This is a genomic window from Providencia sp. PROV201, assembly GCF_028479545.1.
GTDB lineage: Bacteria > Pseudomonadota > Gammaproteobacteria > Enterobacterales > Enterobacteriaceae > Providencia > Providencia huaxiensis.
The window spans coordinates 158483-174961 of record NZ_JAMPNW010000008.1 but is presented as its reverse complement, the minus strand read 5'-3'; the positions used below and the strand labels follow the sequence as shown (position 1 = coordinate 174961).

Below are 16479 nucleotides of genomic sequence, written 5' to 3'. Positions count from 1 at the left end.
ATTTATTTCACCAAGCGATGATTTATTAAACAAAAAACATAAAATAACTACATTTTGTTGAAATTAAGACCTATAAACCATCAAATTCAGTTGCGAATTCGGCAACCTTTTCCCAGTTAGTATACTCAATCTCTGTTTTTGGGTCGGTTGGGCCATCTGTCATTTTCATGATTAGGCGGATCATCATTCTATCAAACCATTTATAACGCGGATAAAACAGCGCTCCGGCAAAAACAGACTTCAATGTTGGCTTCCAAGGACACGCTTCTAAAAACTTTCGCGTATATGCGTTAGTTTCAACCGTATTCTTACCTTCTTTCCTTGCCGTTAAATTTACAGCAAAAAAACCGGTCTTCATTGAATTCAATTGATTTTGATGGGAGATCACAAAGCGTTGTAGTTTTTTATTGAAATGCCCGTAACGAATAGATGCCCCTACTAATACTTTATCGTAGCCTGATAAATTAAGCTGTTGGTCAGTATTTAAATCACGAATATCACATTCACGACCTAAGCCTCTCAGCTGTTCCGCCATTTTTAAAATAATTTTTTTTGTTTGCCCATCCGTACTGGAGTGTAAAAGTAAATAGCTCATTATTGTTCCTAGATTATTATCATTTCTATATAGATAGTCTTATATATAGATTGCACTCAATTATTCACGCCAGAAAGTTGGAGTCAGTAGCACTAATAAAGTAAACACTTCCAAACGCCCAAATAACATAGTCACCACTAGAATCCATTTACCGGCTGGATTCATTGACGTAAAGTTATCTGCAACAGTCCCAAGACCTGGCCCCAAGTTATTGAGTGTGGTCGCTATTGCTGAGAATGCAGAAAACTCATCAACACCTGTTGCGATCAGCAATAATAAGCTGACGACAAAAACAAGTGCATAGGCAGAGAAGAACCCCCAGACCGCTTCGATGATCCTTTCAGGCAATGCACGCTGCCCCAGTTTGATTGTGTAGACCGCATTTGGGTGAACTAAGCGCTTTAATTCACGCGAGCCTTGCAAGAAAAGCAATAAGATACGAATAACTTTTAATCCGCCCCCTGTTGAACCTGCACATCCACCAACAAATGCAGCACATAATAGAAGCATTGGTAAGAAAAGAGGCCAACCAGAAAAACTGTCTGTCGTAAATCCTGCCGTTGTCGCCATTGACACAACTTGGAAGAATGCCTGATCAAGCGTTTGCCCGAAGCTGCCATAAACCGAATGGTACATAAGTATTAAAGTACAAATCACCACTAAGACAAATTGGAAGCTGATGAACATTCTAAATTCGGGATCGCGCCAATAAATCCCTAAACTACGTCCAGTTAGTACTGCAAAGTGTAAACCGAAGTTACAACCAGAGATAATCAGGAAAATACCTATGATAGTGTTAATCGCAGGACTATTGAAATAACCAATACTGGCATCATGAGTTGAAAACCCGCCAATAGCGATAGTCGAAAAGCTGTGGGAAATAGCATCAAAAACATCCATTCCTGCTATCCATAAAGCAACTGCACAAGCAATTGTGAGCAGTACATAGATTAGCCATAATGTTTTTGCCGTTTCTGCAATGCGAGGCCGCATTTTATTGTCTTTCAAAGGACCCGGCATTTCTGCGCGGTATAACTGCATTCCCCCAACGCCCAAAAGCGGTAAGATTGCAACAGCGAGCACAATTATCCCCATCCCCCCAAGCCATTGAAGCATCTGCCGATAAAACAAAATAGCTTTGGGCAAGGAATCAAGCCCTGTCAGCGTTGTCGCACCAGTGGTAGTCAAGCCTGAAAACGATTCAAAAAAAGCATCTGTAACCGAAAGGTTAGGCCTTTCAGAAAAAATAAAAGGTAATGCCCCAACGCTTCCCAGCACTGTCCAAAATAAAACAACAATAAGGAAACCTTCTTTTGCTTTAAGTTCGTGCCGGCTATTGCGGGTTGGTAGCCACAGAAAAAGGCCAATTAGCAAAGCAGTAACAAAAGTCTGGCTAAAAGCTCGACCTGCACCATCACGATAAATTAGCGCAACAATACCAGGAATAACCATGGTAAAAGAAAAGATAATGACAAGCAGCCCGACTATGCGGGTTATTGCACGAAAATGCATTCGGCAGGTTCCTTGATAAAACTGTTTACTATTCCGATTCTGGCGTGAGCGCTAAGGCCCCACGACTTATATCGCGTAATTTATCATTGACCTCCTGCTCAAGAGTAGCAGGAATTGCAATTTGTAAAGAGACAGTTTCATTATAATCACTGTGCAAAACCGTGCCATTCACCTGAGCAAGGAGTTGTTCAATCGCATTAATCAACGAATAGTCACACACTAAATTAAAGATCTTTTGTGGTACTTTTGTCTTTGTCGGTAATATTCTTAATGCTTGCTGGACACCATTTCCATAGGCTTTAACGAGCCCACCCGTTCCCAGTTTTATCCCACCAAAATAACGCACAACAACACAGGTAACCTCCCCTAGGTTGCTACCTAATAGTTGCGCCATAATGGGTTTTCCTGCTGTTCCAGTTGGTTCTCCGTCATCAGAGAACCCCAACTTTTGTGAATCATCAGGCCGACCAGCGACAAATGCCCAGCAATGGTGCCGGGCATCTGGGTATTGAGCTTTAATTGATTGAATATAATCTTTTGCCGCGTCAATACCATCTGTATGAGCTAAATACGTAATAAATTGGCTTTTTTTGATCTCTTCTGTAAAAGAAATAGTTTCAGCCGGTATTAAATAAGGTTTCATTAACGTAAATGTAAGTCTCGAGTCATATTTTCAATACGATTTGCGTGGATCACGATATTGTCTTCAATACGGATCCCACCGTAAGGTTTGAAAAACTCAATTTTATCCCAATTAAAATACTGGCTAAACTCCCCATTTCGCCATTCAGATAATAGAGATTCAATGAAGTAGAACCCAGGTTCAATAGTTAACACCATTTTAGGTTCTAAAACACGAGTACATCGTAAGAATGGATACATTTTAGGGGCCGCAAGATGTGTACCGCTGTCATCTTGCATAAAGCCAGCAGCATCATGAACTTGTAACCCAAGCGGGTGCCCTAAACCATGAGGCAAAAATGGCGTTGTTAAGCCACTTTCCACCATTGACTCTTCGCTAATACCTTTAATAATATCATGTTTAATCAGTATTTTAGCAATCCTATGATGCATATCTACATGATAGTCTGTATAGCGTACACCCGCCTTGATTGTATCAATTAAAGCGAGCTGTTCTGTATTGACATCCGCAACTAATTCAGCAAATTCATCCTTCCCTTTTGCCGCATAAGTTCTCGTAATATCAGCAGCATAACCGTTATATTCAGCTCCTGCATCAATAAGGAAGCTACGCAATTCATTCGGCACAGTTTGCTGTAGCTTAGTGTAATGCAATACCGCTGCGTTTTCGTTCAGCGCAACAATGTTACCATAAGGGACATTGGTATCTCGATGCCCAGTTGATTGTAAATAACTGATATTAATATCAAACTCACTCATACCTGCACGGAATGCTTCGAGAGCGGCAAGGTGCCCATTTACTGCCATTTTTTGCGCTTCACGCATGCAGTAAAGTTCATAATCGGTTTTATAAGAACGATGATAATGATAGTAATCTAAAACAGGTTTGGGATTGATATTATGTAGCGAAATCCCTAACGACTCAGCTTTTGCAGTTGCCGAACCAATATAAGCCACATTTTCTTTCGGTAGACTTGTTAGGAAGGTTTTAATGTCATCCGCATTTTTTAAATGGATTAATTCAATATCTTTAGTCCAAAAACTGTTCGGAAGTGGCTCAACACTATGCCAATAGTCAACAGGGGAATAAAACCATAGTTTAGGTTTATTTACGCCATCAACTAATAGCCATGAATGTGGAACATCGGTGACAGGTACCCACGCTTTAAAATGAGGGTTAACTTTAAACGGATAGTCGCTATCATCAAGAAAGATGCGTAGGGGTTCACCTGAATGAATCAATATGGCATCTAATTTGCTGCGCTGTAAAACTTGCTGAGTTCTGTTTTGTAACGTTTTAATATGTTCAGCGTAGAGTGCAGTCAGTTTTTCCATTTCCTTCAACCTTTCAGCATTAATTAGAAAAATTAAGCTTACCACGTTCTGTTATTAACGGATATGCGCTCTGTTGCAAACCCGCACTAATTAATTGATATATAATTAATTTATCATTTAAAACATTAATTATTTCACTTAATTGCTGTGACCAACCTTCCATTTTTGTTATTAAAAGTTTGCAATTAATTAACATTCTAGTCACACTCAACTCATCTGGTCGTACCAGATAACACTACCACGTAGAGGAGAGCAGAATGCTTTATCAAAGTGACACTATCTATATTCAATGGTTGAAACAAGGGATTGCAGAACTGGTTTTTAACTCACCAGGGCCAATTAACAAATTGGATACCCACACCGTTGCTTCACTTGATGAAGCCGTGTCTGTTCTTGAGCAACAAACCGAGCTGCAAGGTGTAATTTTCCGCTCTGATAAATCCGCTTTTATTGTTGGTGCTGATATCAAAGAGTTTCTTTCACTCTTTGAAGCATCAAAAGAAACGCTAAGTGATTGGTTGCACTACGCTAACAGTATTTTTAATCGCATTGAAGACCTGCCTGTTCCAACGATTTGTGCCATTAATGGCTATGCATTAGGTGGTGGCTGTGAATGTGTTTTATCCACTGATTTTCGCATCGCTTCACCTGATGCTCGAATTGGGCTTCCTGAAACAAAACTTGGGATCATGCCTGGATTTGGTGGGTCTGTTCGTCTACCTCGATTAATTGGTTTAGATAGCGCATTAGAAATTATTACTGCAGGTAAAGATGTCGATGCCTCTCAAGCTTTAAAACTTGGCCTTATTGACGCGATTGTTAGTACAGAAGCTCTCGCACACTCAGCGCTGCAAGTTATTGAATCTGCAATCACCGGGGCCTTTAATTGGCAGAAGAAACGCCAACCTAAACTTAATCCTCTACAATTGAAACCTATTGAGCAAACGATGAGTTTCAATGTCGCTAAGGGGATGGTGTACAAGGTTGCTGGCAAACACTATCCAGCCCCTATGGCTGCTGTGAATACGATAGAAAAAGCAGCAAACTGCACTCGTGATGAGGCATTGAAGCATGAAACAGCTGCATTTGTTCCTCTAGCGCATAGTGATGTTGCACGTGCTTTAGTGAATATTTTTCTAAATGACCAACAAGTTAAATCAAACAGTAAAAAAGTCGCACAACATGTTGATATTCCAACACATGCTACAGTATTAGGTGCAGGGATTATGGGCGGTGGCATTGCTTATCAATCAGCCAGTAAAGGCGTGCCAGTCTTAATGAAGGATATTAATGTTAAGTCATTAGACTTAGGGATTGAAGAAGCGCAAAAGCTATTAAATAATCAGTTTGAGCGTGGAAAAATTACAGCTGCGAAAATGGCAGCAACCTTATCATCAATTCACCCCTCATTATCTTACAACGGGGTGGAAAATAGCCAAATCGTCGTAGAAGCCGTTGTTGAGAACCCGAAAGTCAAAGCTGCTGTATTATCTGAAGTTGAATCCTTAGTAACAACAGAAACCATACTGGCTTCAAATACTTCAACGATTCCAATTTCAACCCTCGCAAAATCACTAAAACGCCCAGAAAATTTCTGCGGCATGCACTTTTTTAACCCAGTGCATCGGATGCCATTAGTCGAAATTATCCGAGGAGAACAAACTTCTGATAACACGGTTGCTAAGGTTGTTGCCTACGCCAATAAAATGGGTAAAACCCCTATTGTTGTCAATGATTGCCCTGGCTTCTTTGTTAACCGAGTACTTTTTCCTTATTTTGCAGGCTTTAATTTGCTGCTACAAGATGGAGCTGACTTTAGAGAAATAGATAAAGTCATGGAAAAAGAGTTTGGCTGGCCAATGGGGCCTGCTTATCTCCTTGATATCGTTGGTATTGATACCGCTTTTCATGCGGAACAAGTTATGGCCCAAGGTTTTCCTGAAAGGATGGGGAAAAAAGGAAAAAATGCCATCGATGTAATGTATGAACAACAACGATTTGGCCAAAAGAATGGCCAAGGGTTTTATCAATATGAAAAAGATAAAAAAGGGAAACCGAAAAAAATTGATGACCCTCGGACTGATGAATTACTTGCTACTATTTGCCCAACAAAGCGCACTTTCACCAAAGAAGAAATTATTGCTCGAATGATGGCTCCCATGATTAACGAAGTTGTTCGTTGCTTAGAGGAAGGTATCATTCAAAGCCCTTCAGATGCAGATATTGCTTTAGTTTATGGTTTAGGTTTTCCACCATTTAGAGGGGGAGTGTTCTGCTATTTAGATACCTTAGGTAGCCAGTCTTACTTGAAAACGACGGAATCTTTGCAGCACTTAAGCCCGCTATATCACGCGCCTAGTGGCTTAAAAGAAAAAGCGGCTACCAATGCAAGATATTACCCACAGCCACCTGTCGTGGCGATTGATGTCAAAAAAGTTGCGAGAGGTTAATTTTATGGAAAATGTCGTCATTATTGATGGAATACGTACACCAATGGGCCGTTCAAAAGGTGGGGTATTTCGCCATGTTAGAGCTGAAGACCTTTCTGCACACCTCATGAATGCAATTTTTGAACGTAATCCAAACGCAAGTAAAAAAGAATTGGATGACATTATCTGGGGTTGTGTTCAGCAAACACTGGAACAAGGGTTTAATGTTGCTAAAAATGCAGCATTGCTCACGGATATTCCTCATACAGTTCCAGCAGTTACAGTAAATCGCCTTTGTGGTTCATCAATGCAAGCAATACATGATGCGAGTCGGTTAATTATGACGGGTGATGCAAAATCTGTACTCATTGGTGGGGTGGAGCATATGGGCCACGTACCAATGACTCATGGTATAGATTTCAACCCTAAGCTGACTTTACACGTTGCTAAAGCCGCAGGCGCTATGGGTCTAACCGCTGAAATGCTTGCCAAAATGTATAAGATTAGCCGAGAAGAGCAAGATGCGTTTGCGTTACGGTCTCACCAACTTGCTGCCTTAGCGACGGAAAAAGGGAAGTTCAATAACGAAATCGTCCCAATTAGTGGCCATGATGCCACAGGTAACCTCATTTCAGTCAATTATGATGAAGTGATTCGTTTTGATGCAAATCTCCAAGGTTTAGCCGCTCTTCGCCCCGCTTTTGACCCTGTTAGTGGAACGGTAACCGCAGGTAATTCATCTGCTCTGTCTGATGGTGCTTCTGCGATGTTACTGACTAGCGAAAGTTATGCCACGCAGCAAGGAATTAAGCCACGAGCCAAAATACGCGCAATGGCCGTTGTTGGCTGTGACCCATCAATCATGGGATTTGGGCCTGTGCCAGCAAGTGAACTCGCTTTGAAACGCGCAGGACTAACTTTAAATGATATTGATATTATTGAATTAAACGAAGCTTTTGCGGCGCAATCTATTGCCTGTCTAAAAGGCTTGAAGCTATCAGAAAACCAATTAGATGATAAAGTAAATCTCAGCGGAGGGGCTATTGCACTTGGCCATCCTTTGGGTTGTTCAGGAGCAAGAATTTCAACAGCTTTGCTTAATCATTTAGAACAAAACGATAAACAATTTGGTTTAGCCACCATGTGCATCGGGTTCGGCCAAGGTATAGCCACAATTATTGAACGAGTTTAACAATTTAGTTTTAGTTTTCGCAAACATTGTATTTTGTCGATGTTCCCGCCTAGTCAGGGGCGGGTTTTTTTGCCTTTTTTTGCCCAAATAACCACAACAAACTTAACCCTCATAGTTCGGGTTATCGGTAGGCGGCAAGCAAATGAGACCCTAGGAGCATACAAAAGTATGTAACTAGAGCGAATAAGTGAAGCCACCCCCCCTACAATTTGAAATATGACGGGTTAAATGAATTCGTAAGCATCACCGAATAACTGCTCCGATTTAGCTCCGCGCTCATTACAAAACCGTTCTCTCGCTATTTTCGCCATTTCAAAACGACCTGCAATATAGATATCATGGCTTGATAAATCACCGAAATCTTCTAGCACTGCACTAAGAACAGTTCCTGTTCTACCACGCCATAGTTCGTCTGGTTGCTCAACAACAGGGGTGATCTTTAAATTAGGATAGTTTTCACTGAGGGCCTGCAATTCACCAAGATCGTATAAGTGCTCCAATTGACGACCGCCCCAATAGAAAGTTATGTCACGATTTGGGTTTTCAGCTAACGCCGCAAGCAATACTGAGTGGGTATAGGAAAAACCTGTTCCACCTGCAATTAAAATCATTGCGTTACTGCTATTTTCCCGAAACCAAGCTTTACCGTGAGGAATGTCAATATTTATACGTTTCTGATCCAGAATTCGATCCATTACAGCCATTGCGTATAAATTAATCTCAGAAGCACCAATATGTAATTCGATAGTTTCTTTATTATTTGGAGTAGAAGCCATTGAAAATGGTCGTTTGTCACGCTCATCCATCACGACCATTAAATATTGGCCTGCTTTAAAATGAAAAGGACCATCTGGCAACAAAATCACCCGATAAACCGTATCCGTGATAGATTCAACAGATGTTACTTTACAGCTTAAAGTTGCCATGGTTTCCCTCTTATTTTTTATCAAAAATATTTAATTGTTCCCAAATATCATCAATGCGAGATTTAACGCTCTCTGTCATTACGATAGGACGCCCCCACTCACGATCTGTCTCACCAGGCCATTTATTGGTAGCATCAAGTCCCATTTTTGAACCTAACCCTGAGACAGGAGAAGCGAAGTCGAGATAATCTATTGGTGTGTTTTCCATCATAACGGTGTCACGGGCTGGGTCCATCCGAGTTGTAATTGCCCAGATAACATCTTTCCAGTCCCGTGCATTAATATCATCATCACAAACAATAACAAATTTAGTGTACATGAATTGGCGCAGGTATGACCAGACCCCCATCATGACCCTTTTGGCGTGTCCTGCATATTGTTTTTTCATTGTCACAACGGCAAGACGATACGAGCACCCTTCTGGAGGAAGATAAAAATCAACAATTTCAGGGAATTGCTTTTGAAGAATAGGGACAAGAACCTCGTTTAACGCCTCCCCTAATACTGCAGGCTCATCGGGTGGCCTTCCTGTATAGGTTGAGTGATAAATTGCATCACGACGCTGAGTCACATGAGTCACGGTAAATACAGGGAAATTATCGATTTCATTATAATATCCTGTATGGTCACCATAAGGGCCTTCAGGGGCCATTTCGCCCGGCTCAATATACCCTTCTAAAATAATTTCAGCGCCAGCGGGAACTTCAAGGTCATTCGATATGCATTTAACAACCTCGGTTTTATTGCCACGCAATAACCCCGCAAAAGCATATTCAGATAATGTGTCAGGGACTGGTGTTACCGCACCTAAAATGGTTGCGGGATCTGCGCCAAGAGCGACTGCAACAGGAAATTTTTCGCCTGGATGAGCTTGGCACCACTCTTGAAAATCCAAAGCGCCACCGCGATGAGATAGCCAACGCATAATGACTTTATTTTTTCCAAGAACTTGCTGGCGATAAATACCTAAATTTTGCCTTTCTTTATGTGGGCCCTTAGTGACTGTCAACCCCCACGTAATTAAAGGTGCAGCATCTTCTGGCCAACAATGCATAACTGGGATTTTTGTCAGATCAACGTCTTCACCGGCCCAAATTTGTTCCTGACAAGGCGCAGAACTTAGCCGTTTTGCAGGCATGTTCAGCACTTGCTTGAATTTTGGTAGTTTATCGAAAAGGTCACGAAAGCCTTTCGGAGGATCGGGCTCTTTCAGAAAAGCGAGTAATTTGCCTACATCATGTAAAGCTTTTATGTCCTCTTGCCCCATTCCCATCGCAACGCGTTTAGTTGTGCCAAACAGGTTACACAAGACAGGCATGTTGTAGCCTTTGGGATTTTCAAATAATAGGGCCGGTCCCCCTGCTCTTAGTGTGCGATCTGCAATTTCGGTCATTTCCAAATAGGGATCGACTTCCATTGTAATACGTTTTAACTCGCCTTGTTTTTCAAGTTGCGAGATGAAATCTCTAAGGTCACGGTATTTCATTATCTTCTTTTACTGTTACAGGGGGAGTCCCATTATAAGACGTCCGGCCAAGGTTACAAGTTGCTGTCTAAAGCACTTTAAAATCAATCTTTTTCTGGCTTAGTATACCATTTTACTGGCAATCAAAAGGGACTAATTTTTCTAATAGTAATGTATTAAATTGTTCTGAGAATGTTTTATTATGCTGAAATAGTTTAAAACCTTCATCTTTTCCGCTGAAATAATGAAGTTCATTACCTTTAATTTGTAACCCACTTCCCTCCCTGAGCGCAACAACAACTTCGTGCGGGTTAATCACACAAAACTCTTGTAATCGCTCATCACGAGTTTCTCCCATATGACCAGAGATGTGAGCATCAATATAGTGAGGATTAATTTGTAATGGAAATATCCCCAGAGATGGCATAATTACGACGTTACTAACAGGCATATCATTCGTAGTACGAATACTTGGCGTCGCTACATTACATCCCGCACTCCAGCCGATATATGGTACACCACGCTCACGAACCGCACGTTGAATAGCAACGATCAACCCATTCTCATGTAGGCATTTATTCAGCCACCAAGTATTACCACCACTGACAAGAATACATTCAGCCTGCTCAATCGCTTCTACAGGGCTAGAAAAGTGCTCAATTGTCGTAACTTTTATTCCCAACGCTTCCGAAAGTTGTTCAGCTCTCTCATCATGTGAACCTCGAAGAACCGCATAAGGAACCAAAACTGCTGACTTTATGTTCTTACGAGCAATCATTTCTTTGATTCGAGGTAAGGCGTAGCTAAGCCATACAGGGTTGCCTGGTAGCTTACCGTTACTCAACAAAAAGATATCCATTATGTCTCCTACTGATTTAGTTTTTGCACTACAGTTATCATAAGAATATATTGGATTAATATAGACCTAAGAGTATCAATAATATGGTGCCATTATTCATTAGTCACATTGTTATGTCGTAATTTGTTATCATAAACATAGTTTAGTCAGATGGAATTCAAAAAAATGGAAAAATGGTATTTGCTTTACTGCAAACGAGGGCAAATTGAGCGTGCTATGGAGCATTTAAACCGACAGAATGTTATTTGTATGACGCCCATGACTGAAATGGAAAAAGTGGTTAGAGGGAAAAGAACGACTGTGCAAGAAGCGCTGTTCCCAAATTACTTATTTGTGAAATTTGATCACAACGAAATTCATACAACAACAGTCCAATCAACAAGAGGGGTCAGCCATTTTATTCGTTTTGGCCAATTGCCAGTGGAAGTCCCCGAAAAAATTATTGAGCTTCTACAACAAACTCCCATTAGTTATACCGTTGCACCAGATATGCCAAAGCATGGTGATCAGGTTACAATTACGGAAGGTATTTTTGCGGGTGTACAAGCTATTTTTGATGAGCCTAATGGTGAATATCGTTCTATTCTTTTACTGAATATTTTAAATAAAAGCGTACCAAAAGTAGTTGATAACACACAGTTTAAAAAAAATACAGATTGAATGTTTCAAGCAATAATGTTTCAAGCAATAAAAAGCCCTCTTTAGAGGGCTTTTTTGTCATTGTACATTACAAATAACAGCTATTTGATGCAAATCAGGACTCTTCTTTTTCTTCTTCCTCTGCCCCTTCTTGTCGATTTCTGCCTTTGCCAACATAGAAATTGGATAGCAAGACACCGAGTTCAAAAAGCAAATACATTGGAACAGCAAGTAAAGTTTGAGAGAGTACATCTGGCGGTGTTAAAAACATCCCAACAATAAATGCCCCGACTAAAATATAAGGACGTTTACGTTTCAGTGATTCCGGTGTAGTCACACCAGTCCAACACAGTAAAATAATTGCAATAGGTACTTCAAATGCTGCACCGAAAGCCATGAATAATGTCATGACAAAGCTAAGGTATTTACTGATATCAGGAATAAAGTTGACGCTATCCGGGGTCGTTTTAACAAAGAAACCAAATGCGAGCGGAAAAACAACGAAGTAGGCAAATGCCATTCCCAAATAAAACAAGAAGCTACTTGAAACAAGCAAAGGCAACATGAGTTTGCGTTCATGCTTGTATAAGGCGGGCGCAATAAAAGCCCAAATTTGATAGAGAATAACTGGGATCGATACAAAAACCGATACCATCATTGTCAATTTAATTGGGGTAAAGAATGTTGACGCCACATCCGTCGCACTCATTTGCGAACCTACTGGCAGCTTATCAATCAAAGGGGCTGCTACCAGCCGATAGATATCATTTGAAAAATAAGCAAGGGCAGCAAAAACAATTAAAACTGTAATTAAACAGTTTAGCAGCCGTTTGCGAAGTTCAATGAGGTGGCTAATAAGTGGTTGTGTATCATTTACAGCCATGTGTTATTTTTCACTTTCAGTTTGATTAGAGTTTTTTACGTTAGCTTCGAGTGATCCTACTGTTTTTACAGCTGTTGAATCTTCCGGTTTTTCATCCTCAACAACGGCAGCCATTTTCGCTGCATGTTCAGGGTTTGGATCAGACTCCTCAGGTTGCTGAGTATTATCTTTCGCTTCCTTTACAGCACTATCGTAACTGTCAGTGATCTCTTTTGCTTTGTTTAACTCTGTTTCAATATCATTGGTTGTCTCTTGGTAGCCGCTTTTAAGCGATTGTGCAGCTGTACGCAATTCTTCCATGGACTGCTTAAGTTCAGGAGAAAGTGCTTCTAAATTAGCCTTTTCTTCAACCTTTTTCAGCGTGTCCTGTAGTTCCTGCAATTTTAACTCTTGCGTTAACTCATTTTGTACATTTGCAGCCATAGAACGCATCGCACGGATCCACCCAGCGACAGTTCTCACTGCCACTGGTAATCGCTCAGGGCCTAATACAACGAGACCAATAACTGCAATAAGCAACAGTTCACTAAAACCTATGTCAAACACGGTTTAACCCTGCTCTTTATTTTTGCTCTCAACTGGGCTTTCTTTCTTCTCAGCAGCCTGTTGTTCCGTAATATTTTTAGGTGCGAAGTCAGCATCTTGCTTTTCTTGTTCTGCTTTTGCTTTTTCATCATCGCTCATCGCTTTTTTAAAGCCTTTGAGTGATTCACCTAAATCAGAACCTAAAGAACGTAATTTCTTGGTGCCGAAAATCAAAATAATAAGTAAAGCAATGATAATGAGTTGCCAAGGACTACCGAAAGCAGCCATTGCAAAAGTTGATTCCATTGTTAATACCTCTATATAGTTTTGGGATCAATGTTATGAGATCTATTATATACAACCAACACAAAATACGGAAATGTTCACAGCCTTATAAACTTGTCGCAAAACAAAGTTTACTTAATTTTCGTCTGTTTTACACCAACCAAACAGCCAAGACAAGGCGCCTGCGGCCATAAATACCACGGCTAGCTGCTTTAAGTCAGAAATAAAAAATAAGCTACCGCATAAGACAAATGTCGCCCCGATCCCTAGGAGGAATTGCGACTTACGCTGTTTATTACGCTGATTTTTCAATTGCTGTGTTAATTGATCAATATTCGACTGTAAGTATTTATGCTGCCTCAAAGCACCATATATCAAATCAGGAATTTCAGGCATTTTTTCTGCCCAATAAGGCGCCTTTTCTTTTAATGCTTGAGTGATTGCAGGTATCCCTACTTGGCTATGAACCCAATCCTCAAGGAATGGTTTTGCTGTTTTCCATAGGTCAAGCTGAGGGTAAAGCTGCCGTCCTAGCCCTTCTACATACAGCAGTGTTTTTTGTAATAAGACTAACTGTGGCTGAACTTCCATGTTGAAACGGCGTGCTGTATTAAATAAATTTAATAATACTTGCCCAAATGAAATTTCAGCCAATGGTTTTTCAAAAATAGGTTCACATACAGTACGAATAGCAAACTCAAAGTCTTCCACATTTGTGTCTGAAGGAACCCAGCCCGAGTCAACGTGCAATTCTGCAACTTTGCGGTAATCACGATTAAAAAAAGCAATGAAGTTTTCTGCCAAATAGCGTTTATCTTCTTTGTTTAATGAACCGACTATTCCACAGTCTATCCCTATGTATTGAGGATCTTCTGGATGATCGTAACTAACAAAGATATTGCCTGGATGCATATCTGCATGGAAAAAACTGTCACGGAAAACCTGTGTGAAGAAAACTTTAACACCACGTTCTGCCAGCAGTTTCATATTGGTTCCCTGCGCTTTAAGCGCAGCAATATCAGAAACTGGGATCCCGTAGATACGTTCCATGACCATCACGTTTTCACGACAATAATCTGGATAGACCTCTGGCACATACAGCATGGCGCTGTTTTCAAAATTACGACGAAGCTGAATGGCATTTGCTGATTCACGGAGTAAATTCAGCTCATCAATCAATGTTTTTTCGTATTCACGCACGACTTCCTTTGGCCTTAATCGCCGCCCATCTGGCAACAAAGGAACCCAATTTGCAATGCGGTACATTAATTTAATGTCAGCTTTAATAATTGGCAAAATATCAGGGCGGATCACCTTGATGACAACATCTTTGCCATTTTCTTTTAATGTTGCGGTATGAACCTGAGCGATGGACGCAGACGCTAAAGCTTGCTCATCAAAATCATCAAACCACTGTTCTAGTGGCCCTTCGAGAGACTCTTCAATATAGCTTCGTGCCAGTTTGCCATCAAAACTCGCGACTTTGTCTTGCAATAACGAAAGTTGATCTGCGATTGCTGGAGGGAAAAGATCTCGACGAGTCGATAGCATTTGGCCAAATTTGATCCAAACGGGCCCAAGTTCTTGTAGGGCGAGACGAAGCCTTTCACCCAATGCTTTGTCTTTATGCTTATTTCTGATCCAAAAGAAACCTAAGCGACCAATTCTTAATGGTAACGTTAGTTTAATTTTGGGGATTAACTCATCTAATCCGTAAGAGAGAAAAACCCGAATAATGAAGTAAAGTCGTTTTATTTCACCGGGTGTCATTCTTCTCCTCCAACTGGCTTAACCGTTGTTCAAGCGCACTCAATGAATTTTCTATTTGCTCAACTCCATCACTAAAATGAGCTAGCTCAAGTTGGCTAGGAGCCATTTTCCATTCTTCAACTATTGCGTCTTTGATATACGTTTTTTGCCGTTTTACTAAATGAGATGCAAGGCACGCGCCTTTATTCAGTAGCTTACTAAGACCCTCGGCTGCAACATCACCAATATAAGGTGATAAATAGTGAGCAGGATTCCAAATTGCTAAATCAAGCAAAGAAGACCAGTGCTGCACAATTTGCATATCCCCTTCAATCACGATATCACCGCGATTGATAAGTTGAGCTAATTGCTGTTTGTCTTTCAATTTAACAAGCGTAAAGATGGATGTTTTAATGGTACAGTCCGCAGGCTCAGCCCACTGGCTTAACACATCAACATGGTTTTCAGCAAAAACAAGTGTTAACGTTTTATTCAGTTCTTTAAGTTCAATCGCCATAACTTTACCAGCCAAACGCATTCTAGCAGGCTGTAGAACTTTTTCTTTAAACAACATGTGGTTAAGAGAGGTTTCCATCAATGCTGTTATCAAAGAATACAAAACTGTATTTTGATTTTCGGTATGTGTTGATGGTGCTTCCATCTTAGAATTTAAACCCTTTGTGCAATGCGACAATTCCACCTGTCATATTGGTGTACGACACTTGTTCAAAACCTGCATTTTCCATCATACCTTTTAGTGTTTCTTGGTTTGGATGCATGCGGATTGACTCAGCTAAATAACGATAGCTATCGGGATCATTAACGATCGCCTGACCAATACGAGGGAGTATATGGAATGAATAGGCGTCATAAGCTTTATTCAAAGGTTCAATAATTGGTTTTGAGAACTCTAATACCAATAAACGCCCACCTGGTTTTAGCACTCGGAACATAGAGCGTAGCGCTTTGTCTTTGTCAGTGACATTACGCAGGCCAAAAGAGATAGTAATGCAGTCAAAATAGTTATCAGGGAATGGCAGCTCTTCCGCATTGGCTTGCACATAATTAACATTACCGACAATACCAAGGTCACGTAATTTCTCACGCCCCATTTTTAGCATTGAGTCATTAATGTCTGCGAGTATGACTTCGCCTTTTTCACCTACTAAACGTGAAAATTTAGCAGTTAAGTCACCTGTTCCACCTGCAAGGTCAAGTACTCGCTGATTACGACGTACTCCGCTCGCTTCAATGGTAAAACGCTTCCAAATACGATGGATACCAAATGACATTAAATCATTCATTAAGTCATATTTTGATGCTACTGAGTGAAAAACATTCGCTACTAGGCCAGCTTTATCTTCTTTGCCGACAGTACGGAAACCGAAATCAATGGTTTCTTTAGTTGGTTCAGTCATTTCTCTTATGCCTGCTTATCATTCA

16 protein-coding genes are annotated in these 16479 nt (G+C 40.6%); 3 read left to right on the top strand and 13 right to left on the bottom strand.

The genetic code is table 11. The features are described 5' to 3' along the window. Nucleotides 1-70 precede the first annotated feature (70 nt). Genes hemG through pepQ form a run of 4 tightly spaced genes read right to left on the bottom strand, consistent with a single transcriptional unit; the run spans nt 71 to nt 4084 of the window. Nucleotides 71-595 carry a menaquinone-dependent protoporphyrinogen IX dehydrogenase gene (gene hemG / locus PR809_RS09200; RefSeq protein WP_102139070.1) on the bottom strand — a complete coding sequence of 175 codons (525 nt, stop codon included), beginning with the start codon at nt 593-595 and terminating at the stop codon, nt 71-73. A gap of 60 nt (nt 596-655) precedes the next feature. Further along, nucleotides 656-2107 carry a Trk system potassium transporter TrkH gene (trkH, locus tag PR809_RS09195; protein ID WP_166267368.1) on the bottom strand — a complete coding sequence of 484 codons (1452 nt, stop codon included), beginning with the start codon at nt 2105-2107 and terminating at the stop codon, nt 656-658. A 28-nt stretch (nt 2108-2135) separates the two neighbouring features. Further along, complete coding sequence (locus tag PR809_RS09190; RefSeq protein ID WP_102139071.1) at nt 2136-2750, bottom strand: IMPACT family protein; 615 nt, start codon at nt 2748-2750, stop codon at nt 2136-2138. Next, complete coding sequence (gene pepQ, locus PR809_RS09185; RefSeq protein WP_206276492.1) at nt 2750-4084, bottom strand: Xaa-Pro dipeptidase; 1335 nt, start codon at nt 4082-4084, stop codon at nt 2750-2752. The genes PR809_RS09190 and pepQ overlap by 1 nt, the downstream gene beginning before the upstream one ends. Nucleotides 4085-4341: 257 nt before the next feature. On the opposite strand from pepQ, the gene fadB reads away from it, so the two are divergent. Both fadB and fadA read left to right on the top strand, forming a co-directional pair. Continuing rightward, nucleotides 4342-6534 carry a fatty acid oxidation complex subunit alpha FadB gene (gene fadB, locus PR809_RS09180; RefSeq protein ID WP_206276491.1) on the top strand — a complete coding sequence of 731 codons (2193 nt, stop codon included), beginning with the start codon at nt 4342-4344 and terminating at the stop codon, nt 6532-6534. 4 nt (nt 6535-6538) lie between these two features. Beyond that, on the top strand, nt 6539-7705 hold the full coding sequence (gene fadA / locus PR809_RS09175; protein WP_102139074.1) for an acetyl-CoA C-acyltransferase FadA: 1167 nt from the start codon (nt 6539-6541) through the stop codon (nt 7703-7705). Nucleotides 7706-7929: 224 nt separating this feature from the next. Here the strand turns inward: fadA and fre are convergent, their stop codons facing one another. From fre to pepE, 3 genes are all read right to left on the bottom strand, one after another. Further along, the gene (gene fre, locus PR809_RS09170) at nt 7930-8631 is read right to left on the bottom strand and encodes an NAD(P)H-flavin reductase (RefSeq protein ID WP_166267361.1); all 702 of its coding nucleotides are present in this window, start codon (nt 8629-8631) and stop codon (nt 7930-7932) included. Nucleotides 8632-8641: 10 nt separating this feature from the next. Beyond that, complete coding sequence (ubiD, locus tag PR809_RS09165; protein WP_102139076.1) at nt 8642-10117, bottom strand: 4-hydroxy-3-polyprenylbenzoate decarboxylase; 1476 nt, start codon at nt 10115-10117, stop codon at nt 8642-8644. Nucleotides 10118-10229: 112 nt separating this feature from the next. Further along, the gene (gene pepE / locus PR809_RS09160) at nt 10230-10955 is read right to left on the bottom strand and encodes a dipeptidase PepE (RefSeq protein ID WP_206276490.1); all 726 of its coding nucleotides are present in this window, start codon (nt 10953-10955) and stop codon (nt 10230-10232) included. A 165-nt stretch (nt 10956-11120) separates the two neighbouring features. Between pepE and rfaH the strand changes: the two genes are divergently transcribed. After that, nucleotides 11121-11615, top strand: coding sequence for a transcription/translation regulatory transformer protein RfaH (gene rfaH / locus PR809_RS09155; protein ID WP_102139078.1), 495 nt, complete (start codon nt 11121-11123; stop codon nt 11613-11615). Between the two features lie 94 nt (nt 11616-11709). Here rfaH and tatC read toward each other — a convergent pair whose 3' ends face one another. From tatC to ubiE, 6 genes are all read right to left on the bottom strand, one after another. Further along, a complete protein-coding gene (gene tatC, locus PR809_RS09150; RefSeq protein WP_004260806.1) occupies nt 11710-12477 on the bottom strand; it encodes a Sec-independent protein translocase subunit TatC in 768 nt (255 codons plus the stop codon). A 3-nt stretch (nt 12478-12480) separates the two neighbouring features. Next, nucleotides 12481-13023, bottom strand: a complete 543-nt coding sequence (tatB, locus tag PR809_RS09145; RefSeq protein WP_102139079.1) for a Sec-independent protein translocase protein TatB — start codon at nt 13021-13023, stop codon at nt 12481-12483. 3 nt (nt 13024-13026) lie between these two features. Beyond that, nucleotides 13027-13308 carry a twin-arginine translocase TatA/TatE family subunit gene (gene tatA, locus PR809_RS09140; RefSeq protein ID WP_102139080.1) on the bottom strand — a complete coding sequence of 94 codons (282 nt, stop codon included), beginning with the start codon at nt 13306-13308 and terminating at the stop codon, nt 13027-13029. 114 nt (nt 13309-13422) lie between these two features. Continuing rightward, nucleotides 13423-15057: a ubiquinone biosynthesis regulatory protein kinase UbiB gene (ubiB, locus tag PR809_RS09135; RefSeq protein ID WP_102139081.1), complete on the bottom strand. Its 1635-nt coding sequence runs from the start codon at nt 15055-15057 to the stop codon at nt 13423-13425. After that, on the bottom strand, nt 15044-15697 hold the full coding sequence (locus tag PR809_RS09130; protein ID WP_206276488.1) for a ubiquinone biosynthesis accessory factor UbiJ: 654 nt from the start codon (nt 15695-15697) through the stop codon (nt 15044-15046). Before PR809_RS09130 ends, ubiB begins: the two co-directional genes overlap by 14 nt. A 1-nt stretch (nt 15698) precedes the next feature. Continuing rightward, nucleotides 15699-16454: a bifunctional demethylmenaquinone methyltransferase/2-methoxy-6-polyprenyl-1,4-benzoquinol methylase UbiE gene (ubiE, locus tag PR809_RS09125; protein WP_102139083.1), complete on the bottom strand. Its 756-nt coding sequence runs from the start codon at nt 16452-16454 to the stop codon at nt 15699-15701. Nucleotides 16455-16479: the final 25 nt, after the last annotated feature.